We start from the raw sequence: 15,619 nt of genomic DNA on the forward strand, positions 1-15,619 counted from the left end.
GTGGCAAGTCCCTCCCACATTTGGATCGCATTTCAATCATCGGCCTGTTTGGCCGCAGGCAAGGTGAAACCCGACACCGACCTGCGCAACTGGCTCGCCATCTTCGCCAGGTTGCCGATGCTTTCAGCGGTGGCGGTGGAGCCCGATGACGTCTGCGTGGTGATCTGCTGGATCACGTTCATGGTCAGGGAGATCTGCCCCGCCGACGAGGTCTGTTGCTGCGCCGCGTTGGAGATGCTCTGGATCAGCGCGGCCAGGGTTTTCGACACGCCTTCGATTTCTTCCAGGGCCACCCCGGCGTCCTGGGCCAACCGTGCCCCCCGCACCACTTCGGTGGTGGTCTGTTCCATGGAGATAACGGCTTCGTTGGTGTCGGCCTGGATTGCGCGCACCAGGGTTTCAATCTGCCGCGTGGCCGCCGATGAACGCTCGGCCAGCCGCTGCACTTCATCGGCCACCACCGCAAAGCCGCGTCCGGCATCCCCGGCCATGCTGGCCTGGATCGCGGCGTTGAGGGCGAGGATATTGGTCTGGTCGGCAATGTCGTCGATCAGGCTGACGATGTCGCCAATCTCCTGGGACGACTCGCCCAGGCGCTTGATGCGCTTGGCGGTGTCCTGGATCTGTTCGCGGATGTTGTCCATGCCGTGGATGGTGTTGTGCACCACCTCGTTGCCTTTGTTGGCGATTTCTACCGAACGCTCCGCCACCGCCGAGGATTCGGCCGCGTTGGCCGATACCTGGTCGATGGATTGGGCCATCTGGTTGATTGCGGTGGAGGCTTCGGCGATCTGCTGGGCCTGATGCTCCGACGCCTGGGCCAGGTGCATGGCGGTGGCCTGGGTCTCCTGCACGGCACCCGCCACTTGCCCGGCGGTGAGGTTAATGGTGGCCACCAGGTCGCGCAGTTGGTCCACGGAATAGTTGATGGAGTCGGCGATGGTGCCGGTGAAGTCTTCAGTCACCGAGGCGGTCACGGTGAGGTCGCCGTCGGCCAGGTCTTCGATCTCATCGAGCAGGCGCATGATCGCATTCTGGTTGCGCTCGTTCTTCTCGGCGGTCTCATGCAGTTGGCGGTTGGTTTCGCGCACCATCACCAGGCCGATCAGGATGATCGAGATCAACGCCAGCAGGCCCAGCACATACCCGCCGATGGTGTCGAAGCTGCGTCCGCTGGCCAGGTTTTCAAAACCGGTGGCCAGGTGCGAGGCTTCATCGAGCAGGGTTTGCGACAAGTTGAAAATATTGCTCGCCGAGGCGCGCACCTGGAACAGCTGCGGCGAGGTTTCGAGGATTTCATCCACGGAGCCGGAGACAAACTCGAACAGCTCGGCGATTTCCGCCAGCCGCGCACGGGCATCGTGGTCTTCGACCTGGGTGATGCGCAGCCCGGGGTTGCCGTTGAGCATGCCATTGAGCACCTGCCCGAAGCGATTGGCGTCGCGGCCAAAGGTATCGGCGGCCTGTACGGCGGTTTCGTCGCCAGCCAGCACGGTGTTGACCGCGCCCAGGATACGCTCGGCCAGCAGCGACTGGCGCTGGGCCACGGCCACTTGGCTGGCCGGCGCGCCACGTTGCAGCAGGATCTCGACGACCTTCTCCGATTCCATCTGCAATTGCGGGACGGTTTCGGCGAGGGTCGCGGCCACTTGGTGCAGGGACAGCACGGTCTGTTCGCTGGCGAGGATCGCGTCGGTGTTTTTCAGCAGCGCTTCCCAGTCCGTCTGCACCGCGCGCATTTCAGCGCGGACCGCATTGGGCGCAGCGGGCAGGCCGGTTTGCGGGTCGCCTTTTTTCAGGTAACCCCAGCGTTGGGCAAAATCGTTGCGCGCTTCGCCCAACAGCTTGAATGCGGCGGCCTTGCCGGCGGCGGCCTCGGTAGCGTTCTTGGCGATGCGTTGGGACAGCACGCGCAGTTCACCGGCGTGGCCGATGTACTGTTTGTCGTAGGTGGACTGGGTGTTGAGGTACGCGAAGTTGGCGAACAGCAGCATGATGAACACGATCAGCGCGATAAACAGCACGATGATCTGTGAGCGGCTGCGTGAGCCGGCCTGGGGTTTGGGCGTAGTCGCGGTGGTCATGCGGCGACATCCATGAAGCCAGGGGCCTGGGCCAGGGCGAAGGGGCTGAAGACCTGCCACAGCGGCTCACCATCGAAGTGACCCTGGATAAACGGCGCGCTGAGGCTGGTGTTCGCCAGCAAGGCGTCTTGTGCAAAATGCTGCATCCCCACCACCTCGTCTACCAGCAGCCCGACAAACAGATCGTTGTATTCCACCACCAACACCCGCCGTTGCTTGCGCGCCTTGGACAGCTCAAGGCCAAGGAAGCCGCCCAGGTCCATCACCGGCAGCAAACGCCCGCGCAGGTTAGCAACACCCTTGACCCAGGCCTTGACCCCAGGCATTAAAGTGCAGCGTGGCTCATGCAGGACTTCGGCGACTTCGCCCATGGGCGCGACATACCAATGCTGCCCAAGGCGAAAGCCAATCCCGCTCCAGCGTTGCAGGCGGGTTTCCTGGGATGGCAGGTCGGCGGCCAGCAGCCGGCAGCGGCGGTCGATGTCCAGCAGTAACTCGAAGGCGGTTTGCGACTCGGTCATGATGGCGTGCCGTCAGCCGGCCAGCACCTTGTTCAGGGTGGCGATCAGGGTTTCCTCGTCCACAGGCTTGGTCAGGTAATCCTTGGCGCCCTGGCGAGTACCCCACACCTTGTCGGTTTCCTGGTCTTTAGTGGTGATGATGATCACAGGGATGTGCTCGGTTTCCTTGTCTTTGGTCAGTTGGCGCGTGGCCTGGAACCCATTGAGGCCCGGCATCACGATGTCCATCAATACCGCGTCAGGTTTTTCCTGGCGGGCAAGCGCCACGCCATCGCCGCCGTTGGCGGCCTTGAGAACCTCGTGACCATGCTTTTCGAGCATGCCGGTCAATTTGTACATTTCGGTCGGCGAATCGTCGACGATCAGAACTCGTGCCATGGTTTTCCCCGCTACATTGGTCAGCGCCGGCCCTTGTGAGGCGACGTCAGTGTGCTTGTTCCACTGCGGCGAACCCAGGCACATAGGCCTTGATCGCACTCAGCAGTTCTTCCTTGCTGAAAGGCTTGGTCAAAAACTGATCGACACCCACGATGCGCCCCTTGGCCTTGTCGAACAGGCCGTCCTTGGAGGACAGCATGATCACCGGGATCGACTTGAACACCGGGTTGTTCTTCACCAGGGCGCAGGTCTGATAGCCATCCAGGCGCGGCATCATGATGTCGACAAAGATAATGTGCGGGTGATGATCCACAATCCGGGCCAGGGCATCGAAACCGTCGATGGCCGTGATGACATCGCAGCCCACGTTCTTCAACAGCGTCTCGGCGGTGCGGCGGATCGTTTTCGAATCGTCGATTACCATCACTCTCAAGGCGTTGGAATGCTGTTCCATATCTGCTCTACCATCGCCACAGCGAATCGGTTTTCGGTGCGTACTGCCTGATGTTGCACAGGATGAGCGCCGCAGGCCTTGGATTTCAAGGGCTGCTGCGCCGTGGCAGTCTTTTTAGCACAGTCTCGGGGAGCAATCTATCGAGGCACCCGCCCGGTGGTTTTTCCTTGACCCACAACAACCGCAGCGCCACTCTGACGCCACTTTTATGCGCCCTAATTTGCTAGAGGAAATCCCCCATGAGCGTTCGCGTCGGCATTGTCATGGACCCTATCGCCAGCATTTCCTATAAAAAGGACAGCTCGCTGGCCATGCTCCTGGCCGCCCAGGCCCGCGGCTGGACCCTGTTCTATATGGAACAGCGCGACCTTTACCAGGGCGACGGCGAGGCCCGTGCACGCATGCGCCCGCTGCAGGTGTTTGCCAACCCCGAGAAGTGGTTCGAACTGCAGGACGAAATCGACAGCCCCCTGAGCGACCTCGACGTGATCCTGATGCGCAAGGACCCGCCGTTCGACATGGAGTTCGTCTATTCCACCTATCTGCTGGAGCAGGCCGAGCGCGCTGGCGTGCTGATCGTCAACAAACCCCAGAGCCTGCGCGACTGCAATGAAAAGCTGTTCGCCACGTTGTTCCCGCAGTGCACGCCGCCTACCGTGGTCAGCCGCCGCGCCGATGTGCTGCGTGAATTCGCCGCCAAGCACGGCGATGTGATCCTCAAGCCGCTGGACGGCATGGGTGGCACCTCGATCTTCCGGCACCGCGCCGGCGACCCCAACCTGTCGGTGATCCTCGAAACCCTGACCGCCCTGGGCACCCAGCAGATCATGGGCCAGGCCTACCTGCCGGCGATCAAGGACGGCGACAAACGCATCCTGATGATCGACGGCGAGCCGGTGGATTACTGCCTGGCGCGTATCCCGGCGGCGGGCGAGACCCGTGGCAACCTGGCGGCCGGCGGTCGTGGCGAAGCGCGGCCGTTGTCCGACAAGGACCGCTGGATCGCCAGCCAAGTTGGTCCGACCCTGCGGGAAAAGGGTTTGCTGTTTGTTGGCCTTGACGTGATTGGTGAAAACCTCACCGAAATCAACGTCACCAGCCCGACCTGCATTCGCGAGATCGACAACGCATTTGGCACCAACATCGGTGAAATGTTGATGGCTGCCATCGAGCGCAAGCTGCAGGCCAAGTGATATAGAACAGCCGGACACACACCAACATTGCGCTATCATGCCCGACCTGTGAAACGCGCGATGTTGGTTTTCTTGTCATGACACTCCCGTCCGATCTGCCCCCCGAACTCTCCCACAGCGGCGTGCGCCCGGCTGATCGGCTCGGATTTACCCTGTTCCTGGCCGCGTTGATTCACCTGGCATTGATCCTCGGCGTGGGTTTCACCATGGTCGAGCCCAAGCAGATCACCAAGACCCTGGAAATCACCCTCGCCACGTTCAAGAGTGAAAAGAAGCCCGAGAAGGCGGATTTTCTTGCCCAGGACAACCAACAGGGCAGTGGCACCCTGGACAAAAAGGCGATTCCCAAGACTACCGAAGTGGCGCCTTTCCAGGACAACAAGGTCAATAAGGTCACACCGCCGCCGGCGCCCAAGCCTGAAGTCAAACAGGCCACGCCCAAGCCCACGGTGACCACCGTCGCACCCAAGCCGCAAAAAGCCCCGGTCCAGCGCGAGAAAACCAAGACCGAGCCGCAGCCGGAGCCCGTGAAGCCGGCGCCGACGTTCGATAGCTCGACACTGTCTGACGAAATTTCCAGCCTGGAGGCCGAACTGGCCCATGAACAACAGCTTTATGCCAAGCGTCCGCGCATCTATCGCTTGAACGCGGCCTCGACCATGCGTGACAAGGGCGCCTGGTATAAGGACGAGTGGCGTAAGAAGGTCGAGCGCATCGGTAACCTCAACTACCCGGAAGAGGCACGGCGCCAGCAGATTTACGGCAATTTACGCCTATTGGTGTCGATCAACCGCGACGGTACGTTATATGAAGTGCAGGTGCTGGAGTCGTCCGGCCAGCCGCTGCTGGACCAGGCCGCCCAACGCATCGTGCGCCTGGCCGCGCCCTTTGCCCCGTTTACCGGGGACTTGAACGATGTGGACCGCCTGGAAATCATCCGCACCTGGAAGTTTGCCAAGGGTGACCGCCTCTCCAGCAACTGAAAGCGCCCTCCTACAGAAAAGCCGACAGCACTGTATTCGGGTCACGTCCAGCTTGTCAGTTCGCCCCTCCAACGCCACACTAGCGGACATGAAAAATGTCAGCCCGACCTACCTCAAGCACCAATTCCTGATCGCCATGCCCCATATGGCCGACCCGAACTTTGCGCAGACCTTGACCTACATCGTCGAGCACACGGCCAATGGTGCCATGGGGTTGGTGGTGAACCGCCCGCAGGCGCTGAACCTGGCCGATATCCTTGAACAACTGCGCCCGGAGGTCGACCCACCGGCCCGTTGCCAGGGCGTACAGATCTACATCGGCGGACCGGTGCAGACCGATCGCGGCTTTGTGCTGCACCCGACCGGGCCGAAGTTCCAGGCCACGGTGGACCTGGACGGGGTCTCACTGTCCACCTCCCAGGACGTGTTGTTCGCCATCGCCGACGGTGTGGGCCCTGAGCAAAGTGTGATCACCCTGGGTTACGCCGGCTGGGAAGCCGGGCAGCTGGAAGCCGAACTGGCCAGCAATGCCTGGCTGACCTGCCCGTTCGATGCCGACATCCTGTTCAATACCGCAAGCGAATTGCGCCTGGAAGCCGCCGCGGCCAAGCTGCGGGTCAACCTCAGCCTGCTGACCAGCCAGGCGGGGCACGCCTGATGGCCTTGCGTCTGATCCTCGGCTTTGACTACGGCACCAAGCAGATCGGCGTAGCGGTTGGCCAGGTGATCACCGGCCAGGCCCGCGAGCTGTGCACCCTCAAGGCCCAGAACGGCATACCGGACTGGAACCAGGTCGAAGCCCTCATTAAAGAGTGGAAGCCCGACGCCGTGGTGGTCGGCCTGCCCCTCAACATGGACGGCACCCCCAGCGACATGTGCCTGCGCGCCGAAAAGTTCGCCCGCCGCCTTAACGGCCGCTACAACCTGCCCTTCTATACCCACGATGAACGCTTGACCACCTTTGAAGCCAAGGGCGAGCGCCGCGACCGTGGCGGCCAGAAGGGCAGCTACCGCGACAACCCGGTGGACGCCATTGCCGCCGCCTTGCTGTTGCAAGGCTGGCTGGATGAAAACACTGCTTTATTTGAATCCTGACTGACGCGGCTTGCCGCGTCTTCTTACGTTTGAGCCCGGACCTTGTCGTCGCCCCCGCCGCGCAAGGCCTTGAAGGAGCCACCATGAGTCTGCCAAACCCCGCCGAACTGATCCGCCAGATGGCGGTTAGCCTCAAGACGCACCTGGAACACCGTGGCATCAGCGAACCGCGCTTTATCGGTATTCGCACCGGCGGTGTGTGGGTCGCCCAAGCGTTGCTGGAAGAACTGGGCAGCGACTCACCCTTGGGTACCCTGGACGTGTCCTTCTACCGCGACGACTTCAGCCAGAACGGCCTGCACCCACAAGTGCGCCCGTCCGCCCTGCCGTTCGAGATTGAAGGCCAGCACCTGGTGCTGATCGACGACGTGCTGATGAGCGGCCGTACCATCCGCGCCGCCATGAATGAATTGTTCGATTACGGGCGCCCGGCCAGCATCACCCTGGTCTGTCTGCTGGACCTGGAGGCAGGCGAACTGCCTATCAGCCCGGACGTGGTTGGCGCCACGCTGTCCCTTGAGGCCAGCCAGCGAGTAAAATTGTCCGGTCCCACGCCGCTCGAACTCGAACTGCAAGACCTTGCCCTTTAAACCGCCTTGTAAAGAGTCCCCGCGATGACGCCTCTAGATGCCAAGCGCCCGCTGCAGCTCAATGCTCAGGGCCAGTTGCAACACTTCTTGTCCCTCGACGGTTTGCCCCGCGAACTGCTCACCGAAATCCTCGACACCGCCGACTCGTTCCTCGAAGTGGGCGGCCGGGCGGTGAAGAAAGTCCCGCTGCTGCGCGGCAAGACCATCTGCAACGTGTTCTTCGAGAACTCCACCCGTACACGGACCACCTTTGAACTGGCGGCCCAACGGCTGTCGGCCGACGTGATCACGTTAAACGTGTCCACCTCGTCGGCGAGCAAGGGCGAGACCCTGCTCGACACCCTGCGCAATCTGGAAGCCATGGCCGCCGACATGTTCGTGGTGCGCCACGGCGACTCCGGTGCGGCCCACTTCATTGCCGAGCATGTATGCCCGCAGGTGGCGATCATCAACGGCGGCGACGGCCGTCACGCCCACCCGACCCAGGGCATGCTCGACATGCTCACCATTCGTCGGCACAAGGGCAGCTTTGAAAACCTTTCGGTGGCCATCGTCGGCGACATCCTGCATTCGCGGGTGGCACGCTCGAACATGCTGGCCCTGAAAACCCTGGGTTGCCCGGACATTCGCGTGATCGCGCCGAAAACCCTGCTGCCCATCGGCGTCGAGCAATACGGCGTGAAGGTCTACACCGACATGACCGAAGGCCTCAAGGATGTGGACGTGGTGATCATGCTGCGCCTGCAGCGCGAACGCATGTCGGGGGGGCTGCTGCCGAGCGAGGGCGAGTTCTACCGCCTGTTCGGCCTGACCACCGCACGCCTGGCCGGCGCCAAGCCGGATGCCATCGTGATGCACCCGGGGCCGATCAACCGAGGCGTGGAGATTGAGTCGGCGGTGGCCGACGGTAACCAGTCGGTGATTCTCAACCAGGTCACGTATGGCATCGCCGTGCGCATGGCGGTGTTGTCCATGGCCATGAGCGGGCAAACCGCGCAACGTCAATTCGAGCAGGAGAAGGCCCAGTGAAGCTCAGCATTCTCGGCGCCCGAGTCATCGATCCGGCCAGCGGCCTGGATCACATTACCGATCTGCATCTGGAAGCCGGCAAGATCATCGCCATCGGCGCCGCCCCCCGTGATTTCAGCCCCAGCGAGACGATCGATGCCAAAGGTCTGGTGGCCGCGCCCGGCCTGGTGGACCTGAACGTCGCCCTGCGCGAGCCGGGCTACAGCCGCAAAGGCAATATCACCAGCGAGACCCGCGCGGCCGCAGCCGGTGGCGTCACCAGCCTGTGCTGCCCACCGCACACCAAACCGGTGCTCGACACATCGGCCGTGACCGAGCTGATCCTCGACCGTGCGCGCGAAGCCGGCAATTGCAAAGTGTTTCCCATCGGCGCCCTGAGCAAAGGCCTGGAAGGCGAACAACTCGCCGAACTGATTGCCTTGCGCGACGCCGGTTGCGTGGCGTTCGGCAACGGCCTGGAGAGTTTCCGCAGCACCCGCACCCTGTGCCGCGCCCTGGAATATGCTGCCACCTTCGACTTGACGGTGATCTTCCACTCCCAGGACCGCGACCTGGCCGAAGGCGGCCTGGCCCATGAAGGTGCGGTCGCCAGCTTCCTCGGCTTGCCGGGCATTCCGGAAACCGCTGAAACCGTAGCCCTGGCCCGTGACCTGCTGCTGGTGGAACAAAGTGGCGTGCGCGCGCACTTCAGCCAGCTGACCAGCGCCCGGGGCGTGGCCCTGATCGCCCAGGCCCAGGCCCGTGGCCTGCCGGTGACGGCGGACGTGGCGTTGTATCAATTGCTGCTGACGGACGAGGCGCTGATCGACTTCTCCAGCCTTTACCACGTACAACCGCCGCTGCGCACACAGGCCGATCGTGACGGTTTGCGTGCGGCAGTCAAATCCGGTGTGGTCTCGGCGATTTCCAGCCACCACCAGCCCCACGAGCGGGATGCCAAGCTGGCACCATTTGGCGCGACAGAGCCGGGCATCAGCAGCGTGGAGCTTTTACTGCCACTGGCGATGACGTTGGTGGAAGACGGTTTGCTCGACTTGCCGACCCTGCTGGCACGCCTGAGCACCGGCCCGGCCAAGGCCTTGCGCCTGCCGGCGGGGAAACTGGCGGTAGGTGCGGCGGCAGACCTGGTGCTGTTTGACCCGGCCGGCTCCACGGTTGCCGGGGAGCACTGGCTGTCCAAAGGTGAGAACTGCCCGTTCATCGGCCATAGCCTGCCGACGAGCGTGCGCTACACCTTGGTGGACGGGCGCATCAGCTACCAGGCTTGAGCCATAAAAACTGTAGGAGCGAGCTTGCTCGCTCCTACAGTTTTTATGATCTACCGGCCGCCATTGCGCTCGGCATTGCGGATCGAAACCTGGGTATTCAACGTCCAGAAGTCATACAGCACCCCCACCAGGAACAAACCGCCGGTCAGCAGGTAGATCAGTCCGGTGACCCATTTGCCCTGGTACATGCGGTGCACGCCGAATACCCCCAGAAACGCCAACAGAATCCAAGCGACGTTGTATTCGATAGGGCCAGCGGTAAAACGCAGGTCCGCTTCTCGGTCCATGGCCGGGATCAGGAACAGGTCGATCAGCCAGCCGATCCCAAGCAAACCCAAGGTGAAAAACCAGATCGTGCCGGTCACCGGTTTGCCGTAATAGAAGCGATGGGCCCCGGTAAACCCGAAAATCCAGAGCAGGTAACCGATCACCTTGCTGTGGGTGTCTTGCTGCGGACCAACCTGTTGATAGGTGTTCATGGAGTACCTCATTTGCTTCGATAGATAAATTTTTTCACTTTCTTTGTGACTTTTTTACAGGCGCCCGACGTACGGCAAATGATATCTTCCCTCCCCTGAAAGCCTTATGCCACCTGACTTGTGTAGGACAATCGCGGCGAATCGTCGCATTTTTCCTGAGTTTGACCCCAAGGTTCAGTCGACAAACGGCCTGAGAACGACACAAAAAGCTGTTATAAAGTTGCGCGCAAACCCATAAGAGCCACGCCTAATGCGACCATTTTTCAAGACATGGCTAACCATTTGCCTATTAATGCCACTGGCCGCCCACGCCACCAATCGTGAGCAACGACTTCCAAACGTCAACGGTTTCACCCCTAAAGTCCACAGCACGCCAAGCACCGCCAAATCGGCAAAGCCGACCATCAGCCGCCCGACTCAACTGAGCAAGGCCCACGGTAAGGCAGTTCCAGGCCTGATGGCAGTCAACACCAAGCAGAGCAGCACCGTCCTCAGCCGCGCCGTAAACGTGCTGGGTACTCCTTATCGTTGGGGCGGCAGCAGCCCAAGTAAAGGGTTCGACTGCAGTGGCCTGGTGAAATATGCGTTTAACGACGTAGCCGCCGTGGATCTGCCGCGCACCTCCAACGCCATGGCCGCCGGCCATGGGCAGAAGGTTGATCGCAAGGACCTGAAACCGGGTGACCTGTTGTTCTTCAAACTGAAGAGCCGCCAGGTGAACCACGTTGCCATTTACCTGGGCAACGACCGCTTTATCCACGCACCACGTCGTGGCAAGTCGGTCAGTATCGACACGCTGAAAAAGCCGTTCTGGAACAAGAACTACGTGATTGCCAAGCGGGTTCTGCCGAAAGAGCAGAACAGCAACCTGCGGATCGTGCAACGCTGATCTTCAGCTGAAATGCAGCAGTAAATGTGGGAGGGGGCTTGCTCCCGATAGCAGTGGGTCAGGTACAGATACGCTGACTGATCCACCGCTATCGGGGGCAAGCCCCCTCCCACATTTGATTTGTGTCGTCCACAAACCCTCAGATATCCCCAGGCACCCTTGCCTTCTCCCGCGCCTCCTCCCCGCTGATCACGCCTTCCGTGACCAACGCCTTCAAGCTCATATCCAGCGTCTTCATGCCCAGCGCACCGCCGGTCTGAATCGCCGAGACTATCTGCGCCACCTTGTCCTCGCGGATCAAATTTCGAATGGCTGGCGTACCCAGCATGATTTCATGGGCCGCCACCCGCCCGCCGCCAACCTTCTTGACCAGTACCTGAGACACCACCGCCTGCAACGACTCCGACAGCATCGAGCGGACCATGGCCTTTTCCCCCGCAGGGAACACGTCCACCAGCCTGTCCACGGTCTTTGCCGCCGAGGTGGTGTGCAGGGTGCCAAATACCAGATGTCCGGTCTCAGCGGCCGTCAGGGCCAGGCGGATGGTTTCCAGGTCGCGCAACTCGCCCACCAGGATCACATCCGGATCTTCCCGTAACGCCGAGCGCAACGCGGTGGAAAAGCCATGGGTGTCGCGATGAACCTGCCGCTGGTTGATCAGGGCGATTTTCGGCGTGTGGATAAATTCGATGGGGTCTTCCAGCGTGAGGATGTGCTGGCGCCGATGCTGATTGAGGTAATCGATCATCGCCGCCAGGGTAGTGGACTTGCCGGAGCCGGTGGGGCCCGTCACCAGCACCAGGCCGCGCGGAAGCAGGGCGATACGCCGGAACACCTCCCCCAGGCCGAGGTTTTCCAGGCTCTGGACCTCGGCCGGGATGGTGCGAAACACCGCACCCATGCCGCGATCCTGCTGGAACACATTCGCCCGGAACCGCGCCACGCCTGGCAGCTCGAAGGCAAAATCCGTTTCAAGAGATGTTTCGAAATCCTTTTGTTGGTAGCGGTTGAGCAGCGGGCTCAATAAATCCGCCACTTGCGGGGGTGAAAGCACCGGCCAATCCAACGGCCAGACCTCACCGTCAATGCGCAGCATGGGTGCCACACCGGCCGACAAATGCAGGTCGGAGGCGCCGCGACGCACGCCGGCCACCAGTAATTCAGTGATATCCATAGGGCTTTCCATTTCCAGTAGAATGCCGCGGACTCCATATCCACGGGCGCATCTTGAATGTCGACGATAGCAGACAATATCGGCCAGGTTAGCCAGCGCATCCGCGCCGCAGCCGACGCCGTGCAACGTGACGCACACAGCATCCACCTGCTGGCCGTGAGCAAGACCAAACCCGCCCAAGCCCTGCGCGAAGCCTATGCCGCCGGGATGCGTGATTTTGGCGAAAACTATCTGCAGGAAGCCCTGGGCAAACAGGCCGAATTAACCGACCTGCCCTTGAGTTGGCACTTCATCGGCCCCATTCAATCGAACAAGACTCGTGCCATCGCCGAGCACTTCGCCTGGGTGCATTCCGTGGACCGCCTCAAAATTGCACAACGCCTGTCCGAGCAACGCCCGGCCGACCTGCCGCCGCTGAATATCTGCATCCAGGTCAATGTCAGTGGCGAAGCCAGCAAGTCCGGCTGCACACCCGCCGACCTGCCGGCCCTGGCCAATGCCATCAGCGCCCTGCCGCGCCTGAAGCTGCGGGGCTTGATGGCAATTCCCGAGCCGACGGAAGACCGGGCCGAGCAAGATGCAGCGTTCGCCCGCGTGCGCGACCTGCAAAACAGCCTGAACCTGCCGCTCGACACTCTTTCCATGGGCATGAGCCACGACCTTGAGTCGGCCATCGCCCAAGGCGCCACCTGGGTGCGGATCGGTACCGCCCTGTTTGGCGCCCGCGACTACGGCCAGCCATGAAATGGCTGACATCCATCTAAGTAAGGACCTGTCATGAGCAACACGCGTATTGCCTTTATCGGCGCCGGCAACATGGCGGCCAGCCTGATCGGTGGCCTGCGGGCCAAGGGTCTGGACGCCGCGCAGATCCGCGCCAGCGACCCCGGCGCCGAGACCCGTGCCCGCGTCAGCACCGAGCACGGTATCGAAACCTTCGCCGATAACGCCGAAGCCATACAAGGTGTCGATGTGATCGTGCTGGCGGTCAAGCCACAGGCCATGAAGGCTGTGTGCGAAAGCCTGCGCCCAAGCCTGCAGCCGCACCAACTGGTGGTGTCGATCGCCGCCGGCATCACCTGCGCCAGCATGAACAACTGGCTCGGTGCCCAGCCGATCGTACGCTGCATGCCCAACACCCCGGCGCTGCTGCGCCAGGGCGTGAGCGGTTTGTATGCCACCCACGAGGTGACCGCCGAACAGCGTGCCCAGGCCCTGGAACTGCTGTCCGCCGTGGGCATTGCCCTGTGGCTCGAACAGGAGCAGCAACTGGACGCGGTCACCGCCGTCTCGGGCAGCGGCCCGGCTTACTTCTTCCTGCTGATCGAAGCCATGACCGCCGCCGGCGTAAAACTCGGCCTGCCACAGCAAGTCGCTGAGCAACTGGCCGAGCAAACTGCCCTGGGCGCCGCGAAAATGGCCGTCTCCAGTGAGGTGGACGCTGCCGAGTTGCGCCGTCGCGTCACCTCCCCGGGCGGCACCACGCAGGCTGCCATCGAATCATTCCAGGCCGGGGGCTTTGAAGCCCTGGTGGAAAAAGCACTGGGTGCCGCAGCACATCGTTCGGCTGAAATGGCCGAGCAGCTGGGCAAATAGTCGTACCCCTACGAAGGAATAAATGATGCTTGGACTCAATGACGCCGTCATCTTCATCATCCAGACCTTGGGCAGCCTGTACCTGCTGATCGTGCTGATGCGTTTTATCCTGCAATTGGTGCGGGCAAACTTCTACAACCCGCTGTGCCAATTCGTGGTGAAGGCCACGCAACCGCTGCTCAAGCCCCTGCGTCGGGTGGTCCCGAGCATGTTCGGCCTGGACATGTCGTCGCTGGTACTGGCATTGCTGCTGCAGATTCTGCTGTTCGCGCTGGTCCTGATGCTCAAAGGCTACCTGCCTTACACCGTGCTGCTGTTGCCATGGGCACTGATCGGGCTCTTCTCGTTGTTTTTGAAGATCATCTTCTGGTCGATGATCATCAGCGTGATCCTGTCCTGGGTCGCACCGGGTAGCCGTAGCCCAGGTGCCGAGCTGGTGTCTCAGATCACCGAGCCGGTGCTCGCGCCGTTCCGTCGCTGGGTCCCCAACCTCGGCGGCCTGGATATTTCGCCGATCTTCGCGTTTATCGCGATCCAGCTGATACAGGGCTGGGGAATCCCGTACCTGGCTGACTTCGCGAACATGCCCAAGTTACTGTTCGGGCTGATCTGACAGGCGGAGCAAATGCAGGGGGGGTGGTGGGACGATTTGACCTGCTCCCTCCCACATTTGGCCTTTGCTTGCCGCTGGATGCATCGGTCTTTAGACTTACGCCTCATTTAAACGAGAGCAGGGTCGATGCCAACTGCCTTTCCCCCCGATTCTATTGGACTGGTCGTGCCCCAAGTGGCGCACTTCAGCGAACCGCTGGCCTTGGCCTGTGGTCGTTCGCTGCCTGCCTATGACCTGATTTATGAAACCTACGGCCAACTGAACGCCACGGCGAGCAACGCCGTGCTGATCTGCCACGCCCTCTCCGGCCATCATCACGCCGCTGGTTTCCACAGCGTTGACGAGCGCAAGCCCGGCTGGTGGGACAGTTGCATCGGCCCCGGCAAGCCCATCGACACCAATAAGTTCTTTGTGGTCAGCCTGAATAACCTCGGTGGTTGCAACGGCTCCACCGGCCCCAGCAGCCTCAACCCGGAAACCGGCAGGCCGTTCGGCGCCGATTTCCCGGTACTCACCGTGGAAGACTGGGTGCACAGCCAGGCACGCCTCGCCGACCTGTTGGGCATCCAGCAATGGGCCGCCGTGATCGGCGGCAGCCTGGGCGGCATGCAGGCCCTGCAATGGACCATCACCTACCCGGATCGCGTGCGCCATTGCCTGGCCATCGCCTCGGCCCCCAAATTGTCGGCGCAGAACATCGCCTTCAACGAAGTGGCGCGCCAGGCCATCCTCACCGATCCCGAGTTCCACGGCGGTTCGTTCCAGGAAGCCGGTGTGATCCCCAAGCGCGGCTTGATGCTGGCACGGATGGTCGGGCATATCACCTACCTGTCCGATGACTCCATGGGCGAGAAATTCGGCCGTGGCCTCAAGAGCGAGAAGCTCAACTACGACTTCCACAGCGTCGAGTTCCAGGTGGAAAGCTACCTGCGTTATCAGGGCGAGGAGTTCTCGGGGCGTTTCGACGCCAACACCTACCTGCTGATGACCAAGGCTCTGGACTACTTCGACCCGGCAGCCAACCATGACGACGACCTGGCGAAAACCTTCGAGGGCGCCACGGCCAAGTTCTGCGTCATGTCGTTTACCACCGATTGGCGCTTCTCGCCGGCCCGCTCCCGAGAGCTGGTGGATGCCTTGATGGCTGCGAAAAAAGACGTCTGCTACCTGGAGATCGACGCTCCGCAAGGCCATGACGCCTTCCTGATCCCGATCCCGCGTTACCTGCAAGCGTTCAGCAACTACATGAACCGAATTACTTTGTGAGAACGCC

18 protein-coding genes are annotated in these 15,619 nt (G+C 61.7%); 12 read left to right on the plus strand and 6 right to left on the minus strand.

The annotated features are described in order from the left end of the window. Window positions 1-32: 32 nt before the first annotated feature. The 4 genes from M2397_RS21425 to pilG are packed head-to-tail and all read right to left on the minus strand — an operon-like array spanning window position 33 to window position 3,437. Window positions 33-2,084, minus strand: coding sequence for a methyl-accepting chemotaxis protein (locus M2397_RS21425; RefSeq protein WP_259244363.1), 2,052 nt, complete (start codon window positions 2,082-2,084; stop codon window positions 33-35). Beyond that, on the minus strand, window positions 2,081-2,605 hold the full coding sequence (locus M2397_RS21430; RefSeq protein ID WP_131697496.1) for a chemotaxis protein CheW: 525 nt from the start codon (window positions 2,603-2,605) through the stop codon (window positions 2,081-2,083). The genes M2397_RS21425 and M2397_RS21430 overlap by 4 nt, the downstream gene beginning before the upstream one ends. Window positions 2,606-2,617: 12 nt before the next feature. Beyond that, a complete protein-coding gene (pilH, locus tag M2397_RS21435) occupies window positions 2,618-2,983 on the minus strand; it encodes a twitching motility response regulator PilH (protein ID WP_034116227.1) in 366 nt (121 codons plus the stop codon). Window positions 2,984-3,029: 46 nt separating this feature from the next. Then, a complete protein-coding gene (gene pilG, locus M2397_RS21440; protein WP_027606081.1) occupies window positions 3,030-3,437 on the minus strand; it encodes a twitching motility response regulator PilG in 408 nt (135 codons plus the stop codon). A 239-nt stretch (window positions 3,438-3,676) separates the two neighbouring features. Here pilG and gshB point away from each other — a divergent pair, with 239 nt between their 5' ends. From gshB to M2397_RS21475, 7 genes are all read left to right on the plus strand, one after another. After that, a complete protein-coding gene (gshB, locus tag M2397_RS21445; protein ID WP_053128013.1) occupies window positions 3,677-4,630 on the plus strand; it encodes a glutathione synthase in 954 nt (317 codons plus the stop codon). Window positions 4,631-4,707: 77 nt separating this feature from the next. Then, a complete protein-coding gene (locus M2397_RS21450; protein ID WP_131697497.1) occupies window positions 4,708-5,613 on the plus strand; it encodes an energy transducer TonB in 906 nt (301 codons plus the stop codon). Window positions 5,614-5,701: 88 nt separating this feature from the next. Next, entirely contained in the window at window positions 5,702-6,271 is a 570-nt protein-coding gene (locus M2397_RS21455; RefSeq protein WP_090401661.1) for a YqgE/AlgH family protein, read from the plus strand. Then, window positions 6,271-6,708 (plus strand): Holliday junction resolvase RuvX, encoded by a 438-nt coding sequence (gene ruvX / locus M2397_RS21460; RefSeq protein ID WP_005792259.1) that lies wholly within the window; start codon window positions 6,271-6,273, stop codon window positions 6,706-6,708. Before M2397_RS21455 ends, ruvX begins: the two co-directional genes overlap by 1 nt. A gap of 83 nt (window positions 6,709-6,791) precedes the next feature. Next, entirely contained in the window at window positions 6,792-7,298 is a 507-nt protein-coding gene (pyrR, locus tag M2397_RS21465) for a bifunctional pyr operon transcriptional regulator/uracil phosphoribosyltransferase PyrR (RefSeq protein ID WP_131697498.1), read from the plus strand. Window positions 7,299-7,322: 24 nt separating this feature from the next. After that, window positions 7,323-8,327, plus strand: coding sequence for an aspartate carbamoyltransferase catalytic subunit (locus tag M2397_RS21470; protein WP_131697499.1), 1,005 nt, complete (start codon window positions 7,323-7,325; stop codon window positions 8,325-8,327). After that, window positions 8,324-9,595, plus strand: coding sequence for a dihydroorotase (locus M2397_RS21475; RefSeq protein ID WP_259244365.1), 1,272 nt, complete (start codon window positions 8,324-8,326; stop codon window positions 9,593-9,595). The genes M2397_RS21470 and M2397_RS21475 overlap by 4 nt, the downstream gene beginning before the upstream one ends. Window positions 9,596-9,645: 50 nt before the next feature. On the opposite strand, the gene M2397_RS21480 is transcribed toward M2397_RS21475, so the two are convergent. Then, the gene (locus M2397_RS21480) at window positions 9,646-10,074 is read right to left on the minus strand and encodes a TM2 domain-containing protein (RefSeq protein WP_131697501.1); all 429 of its coding nucleotides are present in this window, start codon (window positions 10,072-10,074) and stop codon (window positions 9,646-9,648) included. Window positions 10,075-10,324: 250 nt separating this feature from the next. Here M2397_RS21480 and M2397_RS21485 point away from each other — a divergent pair, with 250 nt between their 5' ends. Further along, the gene (locus tag M2397_RS21485; protein ID WP_167656788.1) at window positions 10,325-10,963 is read left to right on the plus strand and encodes a C40 family peptidase; all 639 of its coding nucleotides are present in this window, start codon (window positions 10,325-10,327) and stop codon (window positions 10,961-10,963) included. Between the two features lie 139 nt (window positions 10,964-11,102). Here M2397_RS21485 and M2397_RS21490 read toward each other — a convergent pair whose 3' ends face one another. Next, a complete protein-coding gene (locus tag M2397_RS21490; protein WP_131697503.1) occupies window positions 11,103-12,137 on the minus strand; it encodes a type IV pilus twitching motility protein PilT in 1,035 nt (344 codons plus the stop codon). A 57-nt stretch (window positions 12,138-12,194) separates the two neighbouring features. On the opposite strand from M2397_RS21490, the gene M2397_RS21495 reads away from it, so the two are divergent. From M2397_RS21495 to M2397_RS21510, 4 genes are all read left to right on the plus strand, one after another. After that, window positions 12,195-12,881: a YggS family pyridoxal phosphate-dependent enzyme gene (locus tag M2397_RS21495; protein WP_131697504.1), complete on the plus strand. Its 687-nt coding sequence runs from the start codon at window positions 12,195-12,197 to the stop codon at window positions 12,879-12,881. 33 nt (window positions 12,882-12,914) lie between these two features. Further along, complete coding sequence (gene proC, locus M2397_RS21500) at window positions 12,915-13,733, plus strand: pyrroline-5-carboxylate reductase (RefSeq protein WP_131697505.1); 819 nt, start codon at window positions 12,915-12,917, stop codon at window positions 13,731-13,733. A gap of 25 nt (window positions 13,734-13,758) precedes the next feature. After that, entirely contained in the window at window positions 13,759-14,346 is a 588-nt protein-coding gene (locus M2397_RS21505) for a YggT family protein (RefSeq protein ID WP_131697506.1), read from the plus strand. Between the two features lie 126 nt (window positions 14,347-14,472). After that, window positions 14,473-15,612 carry a homoserine O-acetyltransferase gene (locus tag M2397_RS21510; protein WP_259244366.1) on the plus strand — a complete coding sequence of 380 codons (1,140 nt, stop codon included), beginning with the start codon at window positions 14,473-14,475 and terminating at the stop codon, window positions 15,610-15,612. The last annotated feature ends 7 nt before the right edge of the window (window positions 15,613-15,619 follow it).

The sequence above is a fragment of the Pseudomonas sp. BIGb0381 genome (assembly GCF_024809815.1).
GTDB lineage: Bacteria > Pseudomonadota > Gammaproteobacteria > Pseudomonadales > Pseudomonadaceae > Aquipseudomonas.